22 protein-coding genes are annotated in these 21675 nt (G+C 61.1%); 15 read left to right on the top strand and 7 right to left on the bottom strand.

What is annotated here, in order from left to right; all coding sequences use genetic code 11:
• The first annotated feature begins 110 nt into the window (after window positions 1–110).
• From OHD62_RS28570 to OHD62_RS28545, 6 genes are all read left to right on the top strand, one after another.
• A complete protein-coding gene (locus tag OHD62_RS28570; protein ID WP_263790051.1) occupies window positions 111–896 on the top strand; it encodes an ABC transporter substrate-binding protein in 786 nt (261 codons plus the stop codon).
• Between the two features lie 80 nt (window positions 897–976).
• On the top strand, window positions 977–1696 hold the full coding sequence (locus tag OHD62_RS28565; RefSeq protein ID WP_263790049.1) for an ABC transporter permease: 720 nt from the start codon (window positions 977–979) through the stop codon (window positions 1694–1696).
• Window positions 1693–2514, top strand: coding sequence for an ABC transporter permease (locus OHD62_RS28560; protein WP_263790047.1), 822 nt, complete (start codon window positions 1693–1695; stop codon window positions 2512–2514). Before OHD62_RS28565 ends, OHD62_RS28560 begins: the two co-directional genes overlap by 4 nt.
• Before the next feature lie 96 nt (window positions 2515–2610).
• Window positions 2611–3480, top strand: coding sequence for an NAD(P)-dependent oxidoreductase (locus OHD62_RS28555; protein WP_263790045.1), 870 nt, complete (start codon window positions 2611–2613; stop codon window positions 3478–3480).
• Between the two features lie 8 nt (window positions 3481–3488).
• A complete protein-coding gene (locus tag OHD62_RS28550; RefSeq protein ID WP_263790042.1) occupies window positions 3489–4202 on the top strand; it encodes a DNA alkylation repair protein in 714 nt (237 codons plus the stop codon).
• Between the two features lie 85 nt (window positions 4203–4287).
• Window positions 4288–4860: a DUF3299 domain-containing protein gene (locus OHD62_RS28545; protein WP_263790039.1), complete on the top strand. Its 573-nt coding sequence runs from the start codon at window positions 4288–4290 to the stop codon at window positions 4858–4860.
• Window positions 4861–4871: 11 nt separating this feature from the next.
• Here OHD62_RS28545 and OHD62_RS28540 read toward each other — a convergent pair whose 3' ends face one another.
• The 4 genes from OHD62_RS28540 to OHD62_RS28525 form a co-directional block, all read right to left on the bottom strand.
• Entirely contained in the window at window positions 4872–5363 is a 492-nt protein-coding gene (locus OHD62_RS28540; RefSeq protein WP_006333679.1) for an Lrp/AsnC family transcriptional regulator, read from the bottom strand.
• Between the two features lie 200 nt (window positions 5364–5563).
• Window positions 5564–6256 carry a uracil-DNA glycosylase family protein gene (locus OHD62_RS28535; protein ID WP_263789983.1) on the bottom strand — a complete coding sequence of 231 codons (693 nt, stop codon included), beginning with the start codon at window positions 6254–6256 and terminating at the stop codon, window positions 5564–5566.
• Window positions 6196–6807: a glutathione S-transferase gene (locus OHD62_RS28530; protein ID WP_263789981.1), complete on the bottom strand. Its 612-nt coding sequence runs from the start codon at window positions 6805–6807 to the stop codon at window positions 6196–6198. The genes OHD62_RS28535 and OHD62_RS28530 overlap by 61 nt, the downstream gene beginning before the upstream one ends.
• A gap of 48 nt (window positions 6808–6855) precedes the next feature.
• Window positions 6856–7479 (bottom strand): thermonuclease family protein, encoded by a 624-nt coding sequence (locus tag OHD62_RS28525; protein ID WP_263789979.1) that lies wholly within the window; start codon window positions 7477–7479, stop codon window positions 6856–6858.
• A 75-nt stretch (window positions 7480–7554) separates the two neighbouring features.
• Here OHD62_RS28525 and OHD62_RS28520 point away from each other — a divergent pair, with 75 nt between their 5' ends.
• Entirely contained in the window at window positions 7555–9075 is a 1521-nt protein-coding gene (locus OHD62_RS28520) for a sensor histidine kinase (protein ID WP_263789977.1), read from the top strand.
• Between the two features lie 3 nt (window positions 9076–9078).
• Here OHD62_RS28520 and OHD62_RS28515 read toward each other — a convergent pair whose 3' ends face one another.
• A complete protein-coding gene (locus tag OHD62_RS28515; RefSeq protein ID WP_263789975.1) occupies window positions 9079–10077 on the bottom strand; it encodes a nicotinate-nucleotide--dimethylbenzimidazole phosphoribosyltransferase in 999 nt (332 codons plus the stop codon).
• A gap of 185 nt (window positions 10078–10262) precedes the next feature.
• Between OHD62_RS28515 and OHD62_RS28510 the strand changes: the two genes are divergently transcribed.
• Both OHD62_RS28510 and OHD62_RS28505 read left to right on the top strand, forming a co-directional pair.
• The gene (locus OHD62_RS28510) at window positions 10263–10496 is read left to right on the top strand and encodes a DUF1289 domain-containing protein (protein WP_263790198.1); all 234 of its coding nucleotides are present in this window, start codon (window positions 10263–10265) and stop codon (window positions 10494–10496) included.
• A gap of 7 nt (window positions 10497–10503) precedes the next feature.
• Window positions 10504–11208 (top strand): TIGR02281 family clan AA aspartic protease, encoded by a 705-nt coding sequence (locus OHD62_RS28505; protein ID WP_263789973.1) that lies wholly within the window; start codon window positions 10504–10506, stop codon window positions 11206–11208.
• A 4-nt stretch (window positions 11209–11212) separates the two neighbouring features.
• Here OHD62_RS28505 and dusA read toward each other — a convergent pair whose 3' ends face one another.
• Complete coding sequence (dusA, locus tag OHD62_RS28500) at window positions 11213–12208, bottom strand: tRNA dihydrouridine(20/20a) synthase DusA (protein ID WP_263789971.1); 996 nt, start codon at window positions 12206–12208, stop codon at window positions 11213–11215.
• Window positions 12209–12663: 455 nt separating this feature from the next.
• Here dusA and OHD62_RS28495 point away from each other — a divergent pair, with 455 nt between their 5' ends.
• The 6 genes from OHD62_RS28495 (at window position 12664) to OHD62_RS28470 (ending at window position 20811) form a co-directional block, all read left to right on the top strand.
• Window positions 12664–12903, top strand: a complete 240-nt coding sequence (locus tag OHD62_RS28495) for a hypothetical protein (RefSeq protein WP_263789970.1) — start codon at window positions 12664–12666, stop codon at window positions 12901–12903.
• 283 nt (window positions 12904–13186) lie between these two features.
• The gene (locus OHD62_RS28490; protein ID WP_263789968.1) at window positions 13187–15922 is read left to right on the top strand and encodes a non-ribosomal peptide synthetase; all 2736 of its coding nucleotides are present in this window, start codon (window positions 13187–13189) and stop codon (window positions 15920–15922) included.
• A complete protein-coding gene (gene nadE / locus OHD62_RS28485; protein WP_263790196.1) occupies window positions 15919–16902 on the top strand; it encodes an NAD(+) synthase in 984 nt (327 codons plus the stop codon). Before OHD62_RS28490 ends, nadE begins: the two co-directional genes overlap by 4 nt.
• Window positions 16903–16906: 4 nt before the next feature.
• A complete protein-coding gene (gene asnB / locus OHD62_RS28480; RefSeq protein WP_263790194.1) occupies window positions 16907–18931 on the top strand; it encodes an asparagine synthase (glutamine-hydrolyzing) in 2025 nt (674 codons plus the stop codon).
• A complete protein-coding gene (locus OHD62_RS28475) occupies window positions 18928–20484 on the top strand; it encodes a class I adenylate-forming enzyme family protein (protein WP_263789966.1) in 1557 nt (518 codons plus the stop codon). Before asnB ends, OHD62_RS28475 begins: the two co-directional genes overlap by 4 nt.
• 60 nt (window positions 20485–20544) lie before the next feature.
• Entirely contained in the window at window positions 20545–20811 is a 267-nt protein-coding gene (locus OHD62_RS28470; protein WP_263789964.1) for an acyl carrier protein, read from the top strand.
• 94 nt (window positions 20812–20905) lie between these two features.
• Here OHD62_RS28470 and OHD62_RS28465 read toward each other — a convergent pair whose 3' ends face one another.
• Window positions 20906–21598, bottom strand: a complete 693-nt coding sequence (locus tag OHD62_RS28465; RefSeq protein ID WP_263789962.1) for a N5-glutamine methyltransferase family protein — start codon at window positions 21596–21598, stop codon at window positions 20906–20908.
• Window positions 21599–21675 lie beyond the last annotated feature (77 nt).

Below are 21675 nucleotides of genomic sequence, written 5' to 3'. Positions count from 1 at the left end.
CAGTTGCTTTTTCTTGGAAAATATTGGGAGTATTGCGCCAGCGGGCGGTCAAAAGCACCGCCCATAGAGCCGTTAGGGACGACGGCCGGGACCATAAAGAGAGGACTATCATGCGTATTGCACTGCGTATAGCGCTCGCCGCATCGGCGGCGCTGCTGACGCTTGGCGTTGCCCAGGCTCAGGAAAAAACCTTGAGGATCGGCACTGAAGGCGCCTACCCCCCGTTCAACAACCTCACCGCCGATGGCCAGCTCGTCGGTTTCGACATCGACATCGCCAAGGCGCTTTGCGACGAGATGAAGGTGAAGTGCACCTTCGTCGCCCAGGACTGGGAAGGCATCATCCCGGCACTCCAGGCCGGCAAGTTCGACGCCATCGTGGCTTCGATGTCGATCACGCCAGAACGCGCCGAGAAGGTCGACTTCACCCACAAATACTACAACACCCCCTCGGCCCTCGCCGGGCCTAAGGACAGCGACATCAAGGGCGTGACCAAGGAAGACCTGGCCGGCAAGACGATCGGCGTGCAGGCTTCGACCACGCATTTCAACTATTCGACCAAGACCTACACCGACAGCACGGTCAAACCCTATCCGACCGCGCAGGAATACCAGCTCGATCTTGCCAATGGCCGCCTCGATGCCGCCGAAGACGATATCGTCGTGCTCAGCCAATGGCTCGACACGCCGGACGGCGCCTGCTGCAAGATTCTCGGCACCCCGTCGCCGCAGCCGGTCGAAATCTTCGGGCCGGGCGCCGGCATCGCCGTGCGCAAGGGCGAGACCGACCTGGTCAACCAGTTCAACGCCGCCATCGCCGCCATCCGCGCCAATGGAAAATACAAGGAAATCAACGACAAGTACTTCAAGTTCGACGTCTACGGCGGCGAATCCTGACAAACACGGTCACGACGGCGGGGCTGCCCCGCCGTCGTCTTTCCTCCTCTTGATACCGTCGCGGAGATTAAGACCGATCAATGCCGAGCCAGAGCATATGGACGCTTCTCAGTTGGGGACCGGATGGCTGGCTTGACGATATCGCTTCTGGCGCAATGGTCACCATTGCGCTTGCGCTGGCCACGCTGCCCATCGGCCTGACGATTGGTTTCTTCATAGCGCTGGGCAAGCAATCGGAAGAACCTTCGTTACGCCTCGCCTCCAACGTCTACACGACAATCTTCCGCGGCTTGCCGGAACTGGTGACGCTTTTCCTGTTCTTCTTCGGCATGCCGATTTTGCTGCAGCATCTCATCAGATATTTCCGGCCCGATGCGACCATCGATGTCAATGGCTTCGTCGCCGGCATGATCGTGCTTGCCCTGATCTTCTCGTCCTATGCCAGCGAGGTTTTTCTTTCCGCTTTCCGCGCCATACCAAAGGGCCAGTATGAGGGCAGCTATGCGCTTGGCCTTTCGAACTGGCAAACGATGCGCAAGGTAATCTTGCCGCAGTTGCTTCGCATCGCCTTCCCCGGCCTCGAAAACTGCTGGCTCGCCCTGCTCAAGGACACCTCGCTCGTGTCGGTTGTCGGCCTTGCCGAAACGCTGCGCAACGCCGGTGTGGCTGCTCGCGTCACCAAACATTCGTTTCTGTTCTACAGCGTTGCGTCCCTGGTCTTTCTTATCCTGGCCGTCCTGTCGTCATTCGCCACCAATGCCATTTTGCGCTCGCTGGGAAAGCGGGAGGCGCAACGATGAGCGTCACCGCCGCAATCGTCGAACGGCCGCCGCCGCAGGCGAGAGGCTGGCCGCGCCGCCGCATCATCGGCTACGCGCTCGTTGGCCTGTGGATCGCTTTCGGTCTGGGCATCGTTGCCTATTTGGTCCTTGCCTGGAACGCCGAATTCTTCGCCAAATATGCACCAGCCTATCTGAAAGGACTGGGGGTCACACTATCGCTGGTCGCCATATCGATGGTGCTTGGTGCCATCCTGTCAGTGCCGGTCGCCTATGGCCGCATGTCGAACAACCCTATCCTTTCCGGCCTAGCCTATTGTTATGTCTACTTCTTCCGCGGCACGCCGCTGCTGGTCCAGACCTTTCTGGTCTACTACGGCGTGGGTTCATTCCGGCCAGAGCTCCAGACAGTCGGTCTGTGGTGGTTTTTCCGCGAAGCGTTCTACTGTGGCGTCTTCGCCTTTGCACTCAACACGGCCGCTTACCAGGCGGAAATCCTGCGCGGCGCCATCGAGAGCGTGCCCAGGGGCCAGTGGGAAGGTGCCGCCTCGCTTGGGCTGCACAAATTGCAGACGCTGCGCAAGATCATCCTGCCGCAGGCACTGATCGTCGCCTTGCGGCCCTATGGCAATGAACTCATCCTGATGATCAAAGCCTCCGCCATCGTCGCCATCATCACGGTCTATGACTTGATGGGCCAGGCCAAGCTTGCCTTCGCCAACTCCTTCGACATCCAGGCCTATATCTGGGTCGCCATCGTCTATCTGGTAATGGTCGAGATATTGCGTCACGGGGTCGAGTGGATCGAACGCCGGATCACCATTCATCTGAAACGTTGACGCGATCAGGCGCACCCATCCAAAAATCGATTCCGATTTTCCGGACCATGCGCTAGAGCTTCCGCAGCGAATTCTGTTCCTGTGGAAGGTAAGCCTATGGCATCGGTGGCATTTCTCGGTCTTGGCGTCATGGGCTACCCGATGGCCGGGCATCTCAAGAACAAGGGCGGCCATGACGTCACCGTCTACAACCGCACCAGGGCAAAGGCCGAGCAGTGGGTCGGCCAGCATGGCGGCAGCCTGGCCGCGACGCCGGCCGAGGCTGCCGAAGGCAAGGATTTCGTCTTTTCCTGCGTCGGTAACGACGATGATCTGCGCTCGGTGACGATCGGTGCCGGCGGCGCGTTCCAGTCGATGAAGAAGGGAGCCATCTTCATCGACAACACCACCGCGTCCGCCGAAGTCGCGCGCGAATTGGCCGAAAAGGCGCAAGTTCGCGGTTTTTCGTTTCTCGACGCGCCGGTTTCCGGCGGCCAGGCGGGCGCCGAAAACGGCGTGCTGACGGTGATGGTGGGCGGCGAACAAAAAGCCTTCGACAAGGCAAACCCCGTCATCGACGCCTATGCCCGCATGGTCGGGCTGATGGGACCGGCTGGTGCGGGCCAGCTCACCAAGATGATCAACCAGATCTGCATCGCCGGTCTTGTCCAGGGATTGGCCGAGGGCATCCATTTCGGCAAGAGGGCCGGGCTCGACATCGAAAAAGTCATCGAGGTGATCTCCAAGGGCGCCGCCGGCTCATGGCAGATGGAGAACCGCCACAAAACGATGAATGCCGGCAAATACGATTTCGGCTTCGCCGTCGACTGGATGCGCAAGGATCTCGGCATCTGCCTGGCGGAGGCCGATCGCAACGGCGCCAGGCTGCCGGTGACGGCACTTGTCGACCAGTTCTACAAGGATGTGCAGGCGATGGGCGGCAAGCGCTGGGATACGTCCTCGCTGCTGTCGCGCCTGGAAAAATAGGTCTTGCGGTGGCCGAGCTTTCGCCTCAATCCAGCGCCGAGGAAATTGTGGCCTATCTGCGCTCGATCGGCTCGGAGGAGAACCGCCTCGGCATGCTGCGCTATGGCATCAAGATCGAACGTGCGCTCGGTATCTCGCATGGCGTGCAGCGGCAGATTGCCAAGAAAATCAAGCGCAACCATGAACGTGCCTTCGAACTATGGCAGACCGGTATCATGGAGGCGCAGTTCATCGCTTCCGTTACGGCCGACCCGAAGCGGTTTTCTGCCGCGGATGCGAGGCAATGGGCGGCATCTTTCGATTCGTGGGATATCGTCGACGGTGTTTCCGATCTCTTTGTCGACACCGAGTCCTGGAAAGAACTGATCGGAGAGTTCGCGGCCGACGAACGGGAGTTCATTCGACGCACGGCCTTTGCCATGATGGCATGGTCGGTCGTCCACCGGAAGAAGGAGCCGGAAGCGACCTTCCTCGACTTCCTGCCGATCATCGAAGCGCACGCCACCGACGGCCGCAATTTCGTGAAGAAGGCCGTGAACTGGGCGCTTCGTTCGATCGGCAAGCGATCGATGGATCTGCACGGCGCTGCCCTTGCTGTGGCGCAAAGGCTGGCGCAATCGCCCGACAAGACGGCGCGCTGGATCGGCAAGGACGCGGTCCGGGAACTGACCGGTCCCAAGACACTCAATCGATTGGCGGCGAAGACAAAACAGGGCAAGTGACCTGTTTTTCGAACAGTCGAGCCAGGTCAAGGCGTTGACGCTGTTGGCAGCGGCGGCTTTACTTGATCGCAAAGGGAAGCTGCCAATGAATGTCCGCTTCAAATCAACACTGGGCTTGGTAGCAGCGTTGCTCCTGTCCATTGCGACAGCAGATGCCTCGCCCGAGACCGCGCACATATTCTGGAAGGATCTGCGCCCCGCAACGCAGGCCGCCGCCGAAAGCGTCGGACTGCCGATGATCGCGGCAAAAATGCCCGATCATGGCGAGACGCTGTCTCTCGATTTGCAGGACAAGACCGTCCAGCTTGCAGGCTATGCGCTGCCGGTCGACCGCGATGGCGATCTCGTCTACCAGTTCCTGCTGGTGCCATGGACGGGCGCCTGCAGCCATATGCCGACACCGCCGCCCAATCAGATCGTGCTGGTCACGCCTGCCCACCCCTACACGATGTCTGAGGCCTACCAGCCTGTTTCCGTGACCGGTGCCTTGCAGCCAGGCATGGAGAAAAGCCAGCTTTTCATCCTTGACGGCGTCAGCGTCATCCAGTCGGGCTACACGGTGCGCAAAGCCGAGGTGGTGAGCGTCGATAAGGTGCCAGACACGATCACGCTGCCGGTGAATTCGCCCTGGAGTTTCCTCAACAAAAAGAAGAACTAACGAGCCAGGCCTCAGGCGGCGTTCGCGCCCGATTCCTTATCCAGCACCATATAGTCCAGCGGCATTTCGGTCGTGTATTTGATCTGCTCCATGGCGAAGGAAGACGACACGTCGCGGATCTCGATCTTGGCGATCAGGCGCTTGTAGAAGGCGTCATAGGCGGCGATGTCCGGCACCACCACGCGCAAGAGATAGTCGACGTCACCGCTCATGCGGTAGAACTCGACCACTTCGGGAAATTCCTGGATGACCTCCGAAAAGCGCCGCAGCCACTCATGGCTGTGCGAATTGGTGCGGATCGACACAAAGACGGTGACGCGTACATTGACCTTCTCGTGGTCGAGGATGGCGACACGCCGCTTGATGACGCCTTCCTCCTCGAGCTTCTGGATGCGCCGCCAGCACGGCGTGGTCGATAGCCCGACTTTCTTTGCGACGTCGGCGACCGCGAGCGTCGCGTCCTCCTGCAGGAGACGGAGAATTTTTCTGTCAAGGCGGTCCATTGGGTGCTCCCCTGATGCCTGTCGCCCAAAGTTTGGGATAACGACATGCACAAAACAAGAATTCTAGGCGCGTCACGTGATTCCCTTCAGCGCGGGCGCGCTTTGGGGAATAGATTGGCTATACTCCCTCTTATTTTGGCCTTCCACAAGAAAGAAATTCTGCAAAATGGCATTAAAGCGAGTGATTTCTTGCTGACACCTCAGCCAAGGCGATAGCGGATTTCCGACCGCAGAAATGGTAGCAAATCCATTTCAAACCACGGATTGCGCTTCAGCCAGCCGGTGTTGCGCCAAGAAGGATGCGGCAGCGGCAGCACTTTCGGGTTGCCAGGTGCAGCCCAGATCGCTCGCCAGTCCATCACCGTCTCCGTCAGCGAAGGCCGGCGCGCGGTGCCCATATGCCAGGATTGCGCATAGATGCCGATCGTCAGGACGAGATCGATCCGCGGCATCAGCGCCATCAGCTGTGCGCGCCATGTCGGTGCACATTCACGGCGCGGCGGCAGGTCGCCGCCCTTGGCATCCTGACCCGGAAAGCAGAAGCCCATCGGCACGATGGCGAATTTTGCCGTGTCGTAGAACTCTTCGCTGCCGACACCCAGCCAGTTCCGCAGCCGGTCGCCGGAGGCGTCGGTGAACGGCATGCCCGATATATGCACCTTGGTGCCCGGTGCCTGGCTGGCGATCAGAATGCGGGCGCTCGACGAGGGTCGCAGCACCGGGCGCGGCTCGTGCGGCAATGGCTGGCCAATTGGGTCTTCAACACAGATGCGGCAAGCGCGTACCGTAGCGGTGAAGCGGTCGAGTTCCTCGCTCATTCCCGGCTTCATTCTCAGGCGGCGGCGCTCGGCCGGCTGGAGATCGCTTGATGCCATCGCAGCACATTGGCGCACTCTTCCGGCACTCTGATCCGCGCCGGCTTCATGAAGTCGATGGCGATCAGCCCGGTGATGTCGGCGATCGAATAGGCGTCGCCAGCGACAAATTCCCTTTGCGCCAGTTCACCGTCCAGCAGCCTCAGGAATTCGAGGGCTTTCGGCTTGTTGGCCTCGCCCCATTCGGGAATCTGCGGGATTTCCCATTCCTTCATCGCGGGGTGAATGTGCCGGAACGCAGCGGCGACGCAACCGAGCAGGTTGAGCTCCATGCGCCTTTGCCACATCTCGACCTTGGCCTTGCCGAGCGCGCCGCGTCCGAACAGCGCCGGTTCCGGATGCAGTTCCTCGAAATAGCGGCAGATGGCGACGGATTCGGTGATGATCGTGCCGTCGTCGAGTTCGAGCACCGGCAACCGCTGCAGCGGGTTGCGCGAGCTGACCGGCTGCTTTCTGTGTTCCAGCGCCCCCATGTCGACCGACACCAGCGGCACCTCCAGCCCTTTCTCGGCGAGGAAAACGCGAACCCGCCGTGGGTTGGGGGCGCGGCCGCCGTCGAAGAGCTTCATTCCATCCTCCCAGTCCTCTGGCTCGTTGCGACAACTATAGGGTGGTCATCACCAGAAGCGAAAAATTTCTCGCAAGGCATCACCGATCGAAGCCAGGGTGCCGTGCTTTCTTTCGACCACTTCGTGATCGTGGCTTTCACGCCAGTCGTGCGGTTCGTCGAACGTGCCGGCCCAGATACCGGCCTTGCCGCTGCGTGCGATAGCTTGCTCAGTCTCGAAATCGCCATAGGCGATCGCCCAGCCGGCCTCGACCTGGGCCTGATTGAGATCCTTGCCGCCGGCCTTGCAATCGCCGAGCAGCCTTCCGTAGCGGTCGCGCTGCCAGCCGGTGCAGGAGACGGGTTTGCCGGAGATTAGCCGCACCAGCGACTGCCGCGCCAGCTTGCCGCAGGCATAATCTGCGCCGTCCTTGCGGCAGGTTTGCGAATATTCCGGCGCGTCGATGCCGCGCATGCGGATGCGCTCGGTACCGAGCGTGATCGTATCGCCGTCATTGACGATCGCCGCCCCTTCCGTCTTGCGCGTCTCGATCCGGTCAAGGCGTGCGGCCAGAAGGATCAGCAGACCAAGGGCAATGACGGTCAGCCCGTAGTCCACCAGCCTGCGCCACAGGCTTCGCGGCCGCGGCGGAGCGTACCGCTGGCGCGGCCGCCGCGACCACGAATGGTTCATATGGCAAACCGTTGGTTAATCATTCGAACGTAGCTTAACAATTTGAAACCGCTGCCCGCATAAATTGAAGTCTCCATGCCCTTGCAACGCTCGAACACAGCGGACAAGTTTATTGTGGACCGCAGGAAACGCCATCGCAACAGCGATGTCGCGCGCGCGGTCCGCAAGACGCGCGACCGTCTTTCGCAGCAGGCGGGCAATCCTGATTTCGATCGCGAGCTTCTGAAACTCCATGCTGGTTCGATGATCGGCAGCGCGATCGTCGTTCCGCTTCTCGTCCTGGCGGTCGCTGCGGCAGGTCTATTTGCCGGGATGGGCAAGGAGATCGGCGTCTGGGCACTCTTCATGCTCATCTGCTACGCCATCGTTGCAGTCATGGCCGGGCGCATCGACCGCACTGAAGCCGCCGAAATCAACCCGCTGCAAACGCGCAGGGATTTCCTGATCGGCCATTTCCTTTGCGGTCTCGGCTGGACCTGGTTTGCCTGGCTTGGTTGCAACATCTGCCAGGTCGATCAGTTCCATCTGATAAAGGCGGTCGTGCTGCTGCTTGCCATGGCGGCGACGGCGATCACGGCCTCGTCGCTGCGCGGTGCGCTGCTGGCGATCTTCGCCATTCCTGTGGCGGTCTATGCCTATGCCGGTGTGAGGCTGTGGACGCCGGTCGAACTGATCATGGTCGGTCTGTTGATCGTGTCGTTGCCCTTCTTCGCCTATGTGGCGCGCCATCTTAATCGCGCGTCGCTGATGCTGCTGTCGTTCCGCTCCGAAAAGGATGCGCTTGTCGCCGAGGTGGAGACGGCGAAGTCGATGTCTGACGAAGCACGGCGCCGCGCGGAAGACGCCAATCTTGCAAAGTCGCGGTTTCTGGCATCGATGAGCCATGAGCTCAGGACGCCGCTCAATGCCATTCTCGGCTTTTCCGAGGTGATGTCGAACGAGGTGCTCGGACCGATGAGCAATCCCACCTACCGCGACTATGCTCGCGACGTCCATGAATCCGGCCAGCATCTGCTCGACCTGATCAACGAAATCCTCGACCTGTCACGTATCGAAGCTGGCCGCTACCAGCTCAACGAGGAGCCGATGATGCTGCTCTCCGTCGTCGAGGATTGCTGCCATATGATGGAGCTGAAGGCGCGCAACAAGGATATCCGCATCGTCCAGGATTTCGAAAGCGCCCTGCCTCGCCTGCTCGCCGACGAGCGCGCGGTGCGGCAGATCGTGCTCAATCTCTTGTCCAACGCCATCAAGTTCACTGCGACCGGCGGCGAGATCCGTGTGCGCGTCGGCTGGACGGCCGGCGGCGGACAGTACCTCTCCGTCAAGGACAACGGCCCTGGCATACCGGAAGACGAGATTCCGGTCGTTTTGTCCGCCTTCGGCCAAGGCTCTATCGCCATCAAGAGCGCCGAACAGGGCACCGGGCTTGGCCTGCCGATCGTGCAGGGCCTGCTCGCCATGCATGGCGGGCAATTCGAACTCCATTCCAAACTGCGCGAAGGCACCGAGGCGATCGCCATCTTCCCGCTGAGCCGGGTGATGGAGGAATTGCCGGCTCTGCCAACCAAGGCGGTTGCCGTGCGCCGGCGCTGAGGACTAATTGCGAACCGCCGCAGCCATGCCTGAACTGGTCAGCGCTGCCGACTTGGCCAGGCCCGCCGCAAGTGCCGCCCCTGCCCCTTCGCCATGGCTCATACGCAGATCGAGCAGTGGACGAAGGCCGAGCCGCTCGGCAGCCCTTATATGTGCAGGCTCCGGCGACAGGCCGGCAAGAAGGCAATGCTCCAGCGCGGCCGGGTTGGCGGCATGCAGCGCTGCGGCCGCCGCCGTCGCCGCAACGCCATCGAGCAGCACCGGAATCTTCTGCATCCGGGCGGCAAGGATGGCGCCGGCGATCGCCGCGAACTCGCGACCGCCAACCCGGCGCAATGCTTCGAGCGGATCCCTGAGGCTGGTGCCGTGGAAAGCGATCGCGGCGTCGACTGCTTCCGCCTTGCGCACCTGCATCGCCGCATCGGCGCCCGATCCGGGTCCGACCCATTCGGCTCCCTTGCCGCCAAACAGCGCCGCAAACAGAGCTGCGGAGACGGTCGAATTGCCGACGCCGAGATCGCCAAGGCAAAGCAGGTCGGTGCCGCCGGCGATTGCTTCCATGCCGAAGGCCATGGTGGCGGCACAGCCGCGCTCGTCGAGCGCTGCCTCCTCGGTGATGTCGGCGGTCGGAATGTGCAGCGCAAGATCGAACACCTTCAGTCCGAGATCGTTGGCGATGCAGATCTGGTTGACGGCGGCACCGCCCGCCGCGCAAAGCTCGACTGCGTTCGCCGTGGCGGCGACGGGACGTGGCGAAATGCCGTGGCGGGTGACGCCGTGATTGCCGGCGAAGATCGCCACCAATGGCCGCGTCACCGCCGGCGGCGCCCGCCCGCTCCAGGCGGCCAGCCACGCGGCAATGTCCTCGATGCGGCCGAGCGAATTCCTTGGCTTGTCGGCCTTGGCAAACAGCGTGCGGACTTTGGTTTCGGCCGCTGTGTCGGCCGGCGGCAAGGCCGCCAGAAGGTTGCGAAAATCGTCGAAAGGCAGCGTGCTGGTCATGTCGTTGAGGATCATTCCCTAAGTTTGACGAGCGGCATAGCCGCGTTGCGCGGCCGGCACAACCTTTCGGCCGGCGCCGCGAAAGCGCCTGCCAGCGACGCATTCCGTAGGGCTTGCATTGGCCTTGCCGTTGCACCATGTGGAAGCAGGACAAGGGATTCCTGACGGAACCCCAAGAGAACATCATGACGGCCATAGAATCCCCGTGCATCCTGGTCTGCTCGATCGATATGAAAACCGGCTTCTGCTTCGGTTGCGGCCGCACGCGCGAAGAAATCGGTGCCTGGATCGACATGACGCCGGAAACACGCCGAAGCGTGATGGCCGAGCTGCCGGCGCGGCTGGAAACGGTCGAACGCAGGCCGCGTCGGGAAACGCGCCGTACCCGGCTCGTTCGCGAGCGCGGCGCTCTATCGTGAACCACCTATGAATCGACTTTTCTGGACCGTGATGATCGTGATCGGGGTGGGCGTGGCCCTGCTCATGTTCAACGATTCGGCCGGCAGTACGTTCGGCGTCGAGAACAACGATTTCGGCCGGCTGATCTGGCTCGGCGCATTGGTCGCGCTTATCGGCGCCGGTCTGCTCAGATCCGGCAGACCCTTGGGCGCCATGGCCCGCAGCCTCGGCACCTGGGGCGTCATCGTGCTGGCGTTGATCGCAGGCTACCAGTATCGCTACGAGTTGCAGGATTTCGCCAGCCGGGTCACCGCCGGGCTCGTTCCCGGCAGTCCGCTGGCGCTGGGTGTGGAAGACGGCCACGCCACGGTAACCCTGGACAAGGCCGACAACGGCCATTTCGAAGCGCGCATCATGATCAATGGCGCGCCGATCACGGCCGTGGTCGACACCGGCGCGACCAGCACCGTGCTGACCGCGGAAGACGCTCAAGCGGCTGGCTTCAATCCAGCCACTCTCAATTTTACGATACCGGTCTCAACCGCCAACGGCATGGCGCGCGCGGCAGGCGTGAGAACTGACGAATTGGCGATCGGCGGGATCGTTCGCAAGAACATGCCGGTCATGATCGCCGCACCTGGCATGCTGAGCCAGAGCCTTCTCGGCATGAATTTCATCGGGTCGCTGTCGGGCTTCGACGTGCGCGGCGACCGCATGATTTTGCGCGACTAAGTCTTTAGGCGGCCTCCGCGCCTGCCCTGGCTAAATCAACCGCGGCGAAGGCTATTTTCAGCACTTCCGGCCCAGCGCCGAGCCGTGTCGCGTCGGTCGACAGGATCTGTCGGTAGCGGCGTGCGCCAGGCAGGCCATGGAACAGGCCGACCATGTGGCGGGTGACATGGCCAAGCCGGCCGCCCCGCTCGATGTGGCGAGCCGCGTAAGCCGCCATGGCATCGATCAGTGCGGCAAAGTCGAACGGCTCGGATTCGCCGCCATAGAATGCGGCATCGACGTCCACCAGGATACCAGGCGTGTGATAGGCGGCGCGGCCGAGCATGGCCCCGTCGACATGATCAATGTGCCCAAGTGCCTCTTCGAGCGATTGAATACCGCCATTGATGCCAATGAATTCATTCGGCTTTCTGGTCTTGAGACGATAGACCCTGTCATAGTCGAGCGGCGGGATGTCGCGGTTTTCCCTTGGGCTCAGCCCTTCCAGCCAAGCCTTGCGGGCATGCACCCACAATGCGTCGGCGCCGGCCGAAAAAACGCCGTCCGCCAGCGCGTCGAGCGCCGGCTCCGGATCCTGTTCGTCGACGCCGATGCGGCATTTGACTGTGACGGGGATTTTGACGGCGGCCTTCATCGCCGCGACGCAATCGGCGACAAGCACCGGCTTCTTCATCAGGCAGGCGCCGAACGTGCCCGACTGGACGCGGTCTGACGGACAGCCGACATTGAGGTTGATCTCGTCATAGCCGAAGGCTTCGCCGATGCGCGCCGCCTCGGCAAGCTTGCACGGATCGGAGCCGCCAAGCTGCAATGCGACCGGATGTTCGGCGTCGTCGAAGCCGAGCAGCCGCTCGCGCGCACCCTGGATGATCGCGTCGGCCACCACCATCTCGGTGTAGAGCAACGCCTGGCGCGTCAACTGACGATGGAAGAACCGGCAATGCCGGTCCGTCCAGTCCATCATCGGGGCAATGGCAAGACATTTATGTATCTTATTCATTTAATTGTCTTTTTTTGATCGCAGTCGGTTAAATGTCCATTTGAGGCGACAAGGCAATTTTGGCATGCGGCGCCATCCAGGTGTGGCCAATTTGCGATCACGTGTCCGAAAACCGAAGGCCGCTCGATTGAATTGCGCTTCTTGCTGCCCATCTAGCGCACACCAAGCTAACTAATACCTCGCGTTTGAGATATCAATTTCGGCACACCCGGCTCCGGGGCGATGGCACCAAAGGCCCCATCGGAACTCTGCGACTTTCGACGCTATTACAATACGAGGCCGCGGCACTCCAGAGGCCGCATATGCGGTGCTCCTTCAACGGCTTAGCAGGCTCGCGATGACAGCTGTCGCCATAGGATAGGGAGTTACCGGACGAAGTCTGTGCGGCGGTAGTCAAAGTGTCATTAGGCCACGGTAAAGTAGCTCACGTCAAAGTTGCTGCCGGGAGGCCATCGATGCAGACCTATCTTGTTGAGCGAATGGAAGGCGACGATGTGATCGCGGGTCGCATCATCAACGCGCCAAGTCCATACAGAGCTGCTTCTCTGTTGACGGATCGCCATATTACGCTGCGAACGTGGGAGAAGGATTGGGTCCGCGTGACGGACGAAAACCGGGGGCAGATCTTTGCATACTGCTTTGTCTCTGGCGGATATGCTGCTGCCAATGCGTGGCCTGACAAAAAAGCCGGATAAGCCAGAGTTTGCGGCGGGTTGTCGGCAGTCAGACAGTCTATTCCCCGTCCGGCTCCATCCGAACGGCATCCCGCTGTCTTGCCGAAAGAAGAACGTGACCTGGCGCGAAGTCACAACAACGTGAAGACGAAGCGCGATTTGCCCATGATGGCATGAGTATTCCCTGTCGGACGCACGGCCAGCCCAAGGCTTGCCTTATGGACACCGCGGCGTCATCAGAATGATCGATGAAAAGGTTTCGACGGAGCGCGATAAGTGACCCTAACCTCAGCGTGGGCCACTCATGTCTCCAATGTATTTGGCATCAGAAAGGACGGATCAGGATCTACAGGCGGATCGTCAACCAGCGGCCCCCGGTAGATGGTCGAACGTCCCGGAATACGCACTTGATCAGGGCGGTCCTGTCCTGCGCCCCTATCAACGCATGGGCGTCGATTTTGCGAACATTACCGTCTTCGATCACCTGAGAGACATCGCCAAGCAATATCCCAACAAACTCGCGATCAGCGACGGCACCACTCGTCTGACCTATTCCCAGCTTTTCCAAGCTGTCGAGATGCTGTCCCACCGAATTGCGGCGGTCGTTCCCAGCGGACAGGCGATCGGGATCCTTCAGGCCAACTCGGCCTGGTACCCTGTAGCTATTTTGGCGAGCATGGCGGTTGGGCGGCCTTCCGTGCCACTCAACATGAGAGATCCCTACTCGCGAACCAATGAGATTGTTGTTGCGGCGCGGCTCTCGGCAGTCATAGGCGATGGCGATGTTCGCCCGATCGGTTTGGTTCAGGATGTTCACTGGATTGATGCGACCACCAGCATCACTCCGCAGGTCCAGCCGCTACCCCAGTCCTGTTCCGTCTCGGTCGACGCGCCCGCGATAGTGCTCTACACTTCAGGCAGCACTGGCCATCCCAAAGGCATCGTCAACAGCCAGCGCAGCCTGCTGTGGCGGGTTCAGCAATATGTCGACGCATGCCACATCAATTCGGATGATGTTTTCCTGCCCCTGGTCGGGCCTGCCACCATCGCCGGTTGCCGGGAGATTCTGGCTGCCGTCCTGACCGGCGCCACCTTGCATCTCGCCGAGCTCGAAACCATCGGCTTGCGGGCGGCCCAGCGCCTGGTGGAATCCGAAGGCGTGACGGTCACCTATCTTGTGCCCGCCTTGCTTCGCGTACTCATGGCGGACAAACCTGCCCACGCCTTCCGCTCGCTCAGAGTGGCCCGGATCGGAGGCGAGAAGGTGTCTTGGGCCGATATCGCCCTGCTGCGCAAAGTCGTGTCCAGCAGTTGCCTCATCCAGATTGCTTACTCGTCAACCGAGACCACGGGGGCGCAATGGTTCTTGCCGCAAGATTGGCCGGAGGAAGGCACCTCGGTTCCGGTTGGCTGGTTGCTCCCAGGAATGATGTTCGCGATTGTCGACGAAGAGGGGCGCCGCGTTCAGCCCGACAAGGTTGGCGAACTCCTGATAAGAAGCCCGTATGTCTTGCTCGGCCATTGGGAGAACGGCGCCGTTGTGCCCGTGGCATCGAATCCGAATGACGGTGATCTGCGGATATTCGCGACGGGCGACCTCGTCCAGCTTGACAGCCATGGCCTGCTGCACATTGTCGGCCGCAAGGGCCGCCAGATAAAGATCAATGGTCAGCGCATCGAACCGGCAGAGCTCGAACGGGTATTGCGTAGCGCGCCTGACGTGGAGGATGCGGTCACAATCGTGACGGCGGCAAATGAGCTTGTTGCATTCGCCATTCCTCAGCCTTGGGCGGGGCCGGCCTTTTCGGACGAGCTTCGCCAGCTTGTCAGAACGAAGCTGCCGCCGCAGCTGTGTCCCATGCGGCTCCACACGATCGCCGGAATTCCACGTCTGCCGGGCGGCAAGGTCGACCTGACCGCGCTTGCGGAGATCGATCTTTCAACCAGGAAGATCGCCCCGGCCGCGCCGCCGTCCAATACCAGCGAGCTGAATGCCTATCGGATAGTGCAGCATGCCTGGAACAGTATCCTCAACACACGCGTCGCAGCAGGACGCTGGGATGACGCGGGCGGAGATTCGCTGAAGCTGCTGCAATGCGTCATGGAAATCGAAACTGCCATCGGGCAGGAACTCAGTCTCGATGGCTTCAGGGCCGGTATGAGCATGGACGAAATGGTCAAGGTGGTCTCGTCGGCACAAGCAGGCGCCCCGCGCGCGCAAGTAAAAAAGCATGAACCCCCAATTCTTTTCCTGCTCCCGGGATCCGCCGGCTATGGCCCAAGCTTTGCAGCCTTTGCATCTTCGATGGGCAAGATGACACGAGTGGTCCCCATCAGATATCCAGCCCTGGCTATGATATTGCGCGGACCAAACACCGTCGCAAACATGGCCGAGGGCGCGGTCGAGCAGATCCGTCGCGCTCAGCCAACAGGCCCAATAAGACTTCTCGGCCATTCGCTCGGCGGCGCCGTCGCGTTCGAGGTTGTGGAGCGGCTGCTGGCTGCGGGGCGAACTATAAAGTTCCTGGGAATCCTCGACACGAGCCTCCTCGGCGAGCGCAGCACCTATTGGGAGATGATTGTCCGCACATACCAGCGGATCCGGACCAATCGCGTCACAGCTGACCGGATGGTTTGCCGCTTCCTTGCAAAAGTTGCTGTCAAAACGGGCTTCGAGATGCAGCTCGCCCGCATCCTCGATCGCTATGCCCGTGACGAGTTCAACGCGACGAGCTTCAGAACCAAACTGGAACTGCAGGGGCAATTGCGGGGGCGAGCCTTCTACCAGTGGTTGGCGAGACCCAGGCCGACGCTGCCGATCACCGCAACCCTCTTCCGCTGCGCTCGCCCCAAAATGCCTCTGGCCATCGGGTGGGACGGCGCTTTCGCGCGTCTGGATGTGGTTCCAGTCGTTGGCAGTCACTTCGATATGGTCACAGAGCCCTATCTCGCCACCAACCGCCCACTCATCGAGAACGCGTTGGAGCAAACCTATTCTGCGGCCGAGCTTCGCATACGGGAGTACGGACCATCGACCTGATTTCAGAATTCAGCAGGAGCACGCTGGTGCTCGATGCTCGCGCGGAGGTCGATCGCATCGTCGAAATCCTGCGTGAGCAGGTTTTTGGCACGTTGCGGCGCCGTGGCGTGGTTGTCGGCCTCTCCGGCGGCATAGACAGCTCCGTTGTCGCGGCCTTGTGCGCGCGCGCGCTCGGCAAAGACAAGGTTCTGGGGATATTCATGCCGGAGCACCATTCCTCCGGCGACTCGCTACGACTTGGCCGCGTTATCGCGGCCCAGCTTGGCATCGATACGATCCTGGAAGACATGGCGCCGGCCCTCGAGGCCATCGGCGCCTATCGTCGACAGATCGAAGCGATCCAGACCGTCGTTCCTCAATATGGGGAAGGCTGGAAATGCAAGCTGGTGCTCGCGTCGGTTCTCGAGAGCAACGGCCTCAACATAACACGCCTCACGGTTGAAGACCCGCAGGGCAAGACCGACACAGTACGTCTGTCGCCGGCAGCCTATCTGCAGATCGTCGCTGCAACCAATTACAAGCAGCGCTTGCGCAAGATGACCGAGTACTACCACGCGGACCGCCTCAATTATGCGGTGGCAGGCACGCCAAACCGCCTTGAGTACGACCAGGGCTTTTTCGTCAAGCAAGGCGACGGAACCGCCGACCTGATGCCTATCGTCCACCTCTACAAAACCCAGGTCTACCAACTGGCCGAATATCTTGGAGTTGATGAAGAGATTCGGCGGCGGCCGCCCACCACGGACACTTTCTCTATGGCGCAGAGCCAGGAGGAATTCTATTTCGCGCTGCCCTATCATCAGATGGATCTGTGCCTCTACGGTGTGAACCACGGGCTCTCTGCCGAGGAGGTCGCAGCCGCTGCCGATCTCACTGCGGCCCAGGTTCAAAAAGTGTTCAAGGACATCGACAGCAAACGGCGTGCCGCTCGATATCTTCACGCTCGGCCCTTGCTGCCTGCCTCGATGGGCGAGGGCTGACCGGATGTGCGGCATCGCCGGAATTGTGTCACTGAGCGCCGCTGCTGCGCCTCCCTCGCGGGACGCATTGATGCGCATGGCGGGCGCGCTAACGCATCGCGGCCCGGACGAGCGCGGCCTTTACCGGGATAGACGTGCGGGCTTGGCGCATGCCCGCCTGTCCGTCGTCGATCTTTCCAGCGGCCAGCAGCCGCTCGCGGATGCTGGCGACACGACATGGATCGTCTTCAACGGCGAGATATTCAACTATGTCGAGCTGCGTGAAAAGCTGGTCGCCCTCGGCCACCGCTTCCGCACGCGCAGCGACACCGAGGTCGTCATCCATGCCTATCGTGAGTGGGGCGAGGCCGCCTTCGAGCGGATGAACGGGCAATGGGCGATCGCAATATGGGACTCCGTGGCAGGTCGTCTCGTATTGTCGCGCGACCGGTTCGGCATCTGCCCCCTGCACTATTGCGAGCACGCTGGTCGGCTTTACTTCGCCAGCGAAGTGAAAGCCATCTTCGCCGCCGATACCGGCATATCCCGCGCCTTCGATCCGGTTGGCCTCGACCAGACCTTCACGCTCTGGACGATCGTGCCGCCGCAGAGCGTATTTCGGGGAATCAAGGAACTAAAGCCGGGCCACTTCCGCATCTATGAAAATGGAGCCGTTCGCGAGCGGGCGTTCTGGAAGCCTAGCTACCCCGAAATTTCCGGCGACCCGAGCCATGGTGAATTCACTGGCTCGCTCGATGATGCGGTCGACGAAGTGCGCAACGCCCTCGAAGCCGCCACCGCGCTGAGAATAGTAAGCGCCGACGTTCCGGTCGGCTGCTACCTGTCCGGCGGGCTCGACAGTTCGCTTGTCGCCACGCTGGGCAGGCGCTTCGCGGGCGAGCGCTTCCAGACCTTTTCGCTGCGTTTTGCCGATGCCGAATATGACGAGACCCGCTTCCAGCGCCTGGTCGCTGGCGCGACCGGAAGCGAGCATCATGAAGTGGTGGTTTCGCGCAACGATATCGCCGAGATATTTCCCGAGGTCATCTACCACACCGAGCGCCCAATCCTCCGGACCGCGCCTGCGCCGTTGTTCCTTCTCTCCAGGCTGGTGCGCGAGCACGGCATCAAGGTCGTGCTCACCGGCGAAGGGGCCGACGAGATGTTCGCCGGCTACGATCTGTTCCGTGAAGGCAAGGTGCGTCGCTTCTGGGGACGCCAGCCCGCTTCGACACGGCGCCCGCGGCTGCTCGAGCGTCTGTATCCATATCTCACCCGCTCGCCCGTACACCAGCAAGCGATGGCGCGCCAGTTCTTCGGGCGCAACATCCAGTCTTATGACGCGCCGGGGTTTGCGCATGACACGCGCTGGCACACCACCGGCGCCATCAAGCGGCTGTTCTCCGCCGATATGCGCGCTGAAACTGGGCAACGCAATGCGGTCTCCGAACTGCTCTCCCGCCTGCCGGCGGAGTTTTCGCGATGGGGTTCCCTCGCCCAGGACCAGTATATCGAGATCGAGACGCTGATGTCGGGATACCTGCTTTCCTCGCAAGGCGACAGGATGCTCATGGCTCACTCGATCGAGGGACGCTTCCCCTTCCTGGACGATGAAGTCGTGACGCTCGCGAATTCGCTGCCGGCGGCCTACAAGTTGGCCATCCTCGATGAAAAGCACGTGCTGAAGCGTGTGGCTGAACCGATCGTGCCGCCGGAAATCGTGGCCCGCAAGAAACAGCCATACCGGGCGCCCAACGGGCTTTGCTTCGTCGCCGACGATGCCCCGGACTATGTTCAGGAAGCGCTTTCGGAGACGGCGCTGCGCGCGGCGAACGTCTTCGATCCGAAATCGGTCACGCGCCTGCTGGACAAGTGTCGAGCCAGAACGGGCGATGGCGATCTGTCCAATTCCGACAATATGGCGCTGGTCGGCGTGCTGTCGACGCAGCTGCTTCACCAGCAGTTCATCGCGAGCTGTCCCGGTGGGGCTCGCACCGGCACGCTCAGCGTCGACATTGACCGCGAGCATCGCGAAGAGGTTCTGGCATGATGCATAGTGCGGTACCTCTCCTGCACGACTACCTCGCCCATTCCGCCAGCCGCCTTGGCGAGAAAGTGGCGCTGGTGTGCGGCACGCAACGCGTCACCTATGGCGAGCTTGAGACGCGTGCCAACGCCATTGCGCATCATCTCGTAGAGGCTGGGGTCGTGCGCGGCGATCGCGTGATGATCTTTGCCGACAACACCGTCGAGACGGTCGTCTCCTTCTGGGGCGTTCTCAAGGCGAATGCCGTTGTCAGCATCGTCAACCCGCTCACCAAAAGCGACAAGCTTGACTATCTGCTCAATGATTGCCTTCCGGCGGCACTGATCACCGACAGGCACCTGCACTCGGTATTCAGCGAGCCGGCACGCAACTGCCCGTCATTGCGTCGGGTGATCGTCTCCGGGCCGATCGACGACGCCGAGCTGGAAGGATTGCCGCATGCCGTGCGCTGGGATAGCGCAGTCGCCGGCGACCACAGCACGGCGCCCGCGCGCCGCTGCATCGACGTTGATCTTGCCGCCATCATCTATACGTCGGGGTCGACAGGCGAGCCCAAGGGCGTGATGCTGACGCACAGGAACATGATCACCGCGTGCACGTCGATCGCCTCCTACCTTGAGCTTGGCCAAGACGAGGTGATCCTCAATGTCCTGCCTCTCGCCTTCGACTACGGCCTGTACCAGATGATCATGGCGTTTCGCACCGGCGCCCGGCTGGTGCTCGAACGCTCGTTTGCTTTCCCGGCCCAGATCCTCGGGGTGATCAAGCAAGAGAGGGTTACCGGCTTTCCCGGCGTACCGACCATCTTCGCCTCGCTCTCCGAGCTCAGGTCTCTGAAAAGTCATGACTTTTCAAGCATTCGCTACGTCACGAACACCGCGGCCGCGCTACCGCTCAAGCACATTCTCATGCTCCAGGATCTATTTCCGGGCGCGCGTATCTATTCAATGTACGGCCTCACCGAATGCAAGCGCTGCACCTATTTGCCGCCGGCAGATCTGGAACGAAAGCCGTTGAGCGTCGGCATCGCCATCCCGAATACCGAAATGTGGATTGTCGACGAGGATGACAAAAGGGTTGGCCCCGATGTCGTTGGCCAGCTCGTCATCCGCGGAGCGACGGTGATGAAGGGCTATTGGGGCAAGCCGGAGGCAACCGCCAGGAAGCTCAAGCCCGGCCCGTTGCCGGGCGAGCAGGTCTTGTACACCGGCGACTACTGCCGGATCGACGCTGAGGGTTACCTCTATTTCGTCGGCCGCGGCGACGAAATCATAAAATCCAGGGGAGAAAAAGTGGCACCCAAGGAGGTGGAAAACGTGCTGATGGACATTCCGGGAGTACGGGAGGCGGCCGTCATCGGCGTCCCGGACGAGCTTCTTGGGCAAGCGGTTAAGGCCTTTGTCGTGATGGAGCAAGGGAGCGTCATCGGCGAAAAGCAGCTTCAGAAAGAGTGCCAGAGGCGGCTGGAGAACTTCATGGTTCCGAAGTCGATCGTTGTCGTAGCGAGTCTGCCGATGACAGACACCGGCAAGCTCAAAAAAACGGCCCTGTCATAAGGCTCCTTTTCTGGAACGAGATTGATTTGATTTGTGCTGTTGCTCAGGAGGGCGAATTCAATGCTGACTACCAAGGACCGGGTCGAAACCTACAAGGAACAAATTCGTGCGTTCCTGGCGTCGAATTTCTACATAGCCGACGCAGACGCGTTGCAGAGCGAGTCATCGCTTCTCGACCAGGGCGTCGTCGACTCGACGGGAGTACTTGAGGTCATTGGTTTCATCGAAGAAACCTATGGCATCACGGTCGAGGATAGCGAGCTGTTGCCTGAAAACCTCGATTCCATTCAGGGCATTGCGCAGTACATCATCAGCAAGAAAAACTGACTACCAGCCTATTGTGCGGCGGGCGTTCCAAGCTCCGCCGACAGCGAACGCACCCGCCCGCGGCTAGGCCGACGCCTGCCGCGGCAAGGCTTACTTACGCGTGCGCCTTCACATATCCCATTACCACCCTGCCCTCGCCGGCTTCGTTGGTGACGGCACGGATGTTATCGTAGGCCTTGGAACGCTCCAGCAGGCCCATGACCTGCCGGTCCTGGCCGAGGCCAACCTCGAAAAGCAGTATACCTCCTCGCCGCAAATAACGCGGCGCGTCCTTGATCACCCGCATATGAATGCTCAGGCCATAAGGGCCGGCCGCAAATGCTTCACGCGGCTCAAGCTCGGTCAGATGCGCGCGGTCGCCCTCGAGCCGTTTTTCCGAAATGTAGGGTGGGTTGCAGACGATAACGTCGATCGAGCCCTCAAGCTCAAGGCCTGAGAAAGCATCGAACAAATCGCCCTGAAGCACCGACACGCGCCCCGTCATGCCATGATGGGCGACATTGCGGCGAGCGACTTCGACGCATCCGTCGGTGAGATCGCTGGCCCAGACACGCGCGGTGGGGACGTAGTGCGCAATGCCGCACGCAAGATTGCCCGCCCCGCAGCACATGTCGACGACGCGTGGCGCCGGCAGGTTCAGTTGACTCAGCGCGTCAACAGCCGTCTTGCCAAGCAATTCCGTCTCGGGCCGGGGCACGAGAGCGCCAGGCGCCACGAGCAGCTCAAGTCCCATAAACATGGTGCGGCCCTTGCTATAGGCGTCGGCAACACTGATTTCTTCACTCACTACAAACCCCTCCCGATCTGCGCGATGTTCAACAATCGCATACTAAAGAAATATATCTTGAAGTCGTCGAAATCTCG

The organism is Mesorhizobium sp. YC-39, from assembly GCF_025753795.1.
Classification (GTDB): domain Bacteria; phylum Pseudomonadota; class Alphaproteobacteria; order Rhizobiales; family Rhizobiaceae; genus Mesorhizobium.
Note: the sequence above shows the minus strand (reverse complement) of the source record. Positions and strands in the feature narration are given on the sequence as shown.

What these genes read in the sequence shown, in the direction of transcription:
- OHD62_RS28570 (WP_263790051.1), top strand. Translation starts at nt 111, where the DNA reads ATGCGTATTGCACTGCGTATAGCGCTCGCCGCATCGGCGGCGCTGCTG.
- OHD62_RS28565 (WP_263790049.1), top strand. Translation starts at nt 977, where the DNA reads ATGCCGAGCCAGAGCATATGGACGCTTCTCAGTTGGGGACCGGATGGC.
- OHD62_RS28560 (WP_263790047.1), top strand. Translation starts at nt 1,693, where the DNA reads ATGAGCGTCACCGCCGCAATCGTCGAACGGCCGCCGCCGCAGGCGAGA.
- OHD62_RS28555 (WP_263790045.1), top strand. Translation starts at nt 2,611, where the DNA reads ATGGCATCGGTGGCATTTCTCGGTCTTGGCGTCATGGGCTACCCGATG.
- OHD62_RS28545 (WP_263790039.1), top strand. Translation starts at nt 4,288, where the DNA reads ATGAATGTCCGCTTCAAATCAACACTGGGCTTGGTAGCAGCGTTGCTC.
- OHD62_RS28540 (WP_006333679.1), bottom strand. Translation starts at nt 5,363, where the DNA reads ATGGACCGCCTTGACAGAAAAATTCTCCGTCTCCTGCAGGAGGACGCG.
- OHD62_RS28530 (WP_263789981.1), bottom strand. Translation starts at nt 6,807, where the DNA reads ATGAAGCTCTTCGACGGCGGCCGCGCCCCCAACCCACGGCGGGTTCGC.
- OHD62_RS28525 (WP_263789979.1), bottom strand. Translation starts at nt 7,479, where the DNA reads ATGAACCATTCGTGGTCGCGGCGGCCGCGCCAGCGGTACGCTCCGCCG.
- OHD62_RS28520 (WP_263789977.1), top strand. Translation starts at nt 7,555, where the DNA reads ATGCCCTTGCAACGCTCGAACACAGCGGACAAGTTTATTGTGGACCGC.
- OHD62_RS28515 (WP_263789975.1), bottom strand. Translation starts at nt 10,077, where the DNA reads ATGACCAGCACGCTGCCTTTCGACGATTTTCGCAACCTTCTGGCGGCC.
- OHD62_RS28510 (WP_263790198.1), top strand. Translation starts at nt 10,263, where the DNA reads ATGACGGCCATAGAATCCCCGTGCATCCTGGTCTGCTCGATCGATATG.
- OHD62_RS28505 (WP_263789973.1), top strand. Translation starts at nt 10,504, where the DNA reads ATGAATCGACTTTTCTGGACCGTGATGATCGTGATCGGGGTGGGCGTG.
- dusA (WP_263789971.1), bottom strand. Translation starts at nt 12,208, where the DNA reads ATGAATAAGATACATAAATGTCTTGCCATTGCCCCGATGATGGACTGG.
- OHD62_RS28495 (WP_263789970.1), top strand. Translation starts at nt 12,664, where the DNA reads ATGCAGACCTATCTTGTTGAGCGAATGGAAGGCGACGATGTGATCGCG.
- OHD62_RS28490 (WP_263789968.1), top strand. Translation starts at nt 13,187, where the DNA reads ATGTCTCCAATGTATTTGGCATCAGAAAGGACGGATCAGGATCTACAG.
- asnB (WP_263790194.1), top strand. Translation starts at nt 16,907, where the DNA reads ATGTGCGGCATCGCCGGAATTGTGTCACTGAGCGCCGCTGCTGCGCCT.
- OHD62_RS28475 (WP_263789966.1), top strand. Translation starts at nt 18,928, where the DNA reads ATGATGCATAGTGCGGTACCTCTCCTGCACGACTACCTCGCCCATTCC.
- OHD62_RS28470 (WP_263789964.1), top strand. Translation starts at nt 20,545, where the DNA reads ATGCTGACTACCAAGGACCGGGTCGAAACCTACAAGGAACAAATTCGT.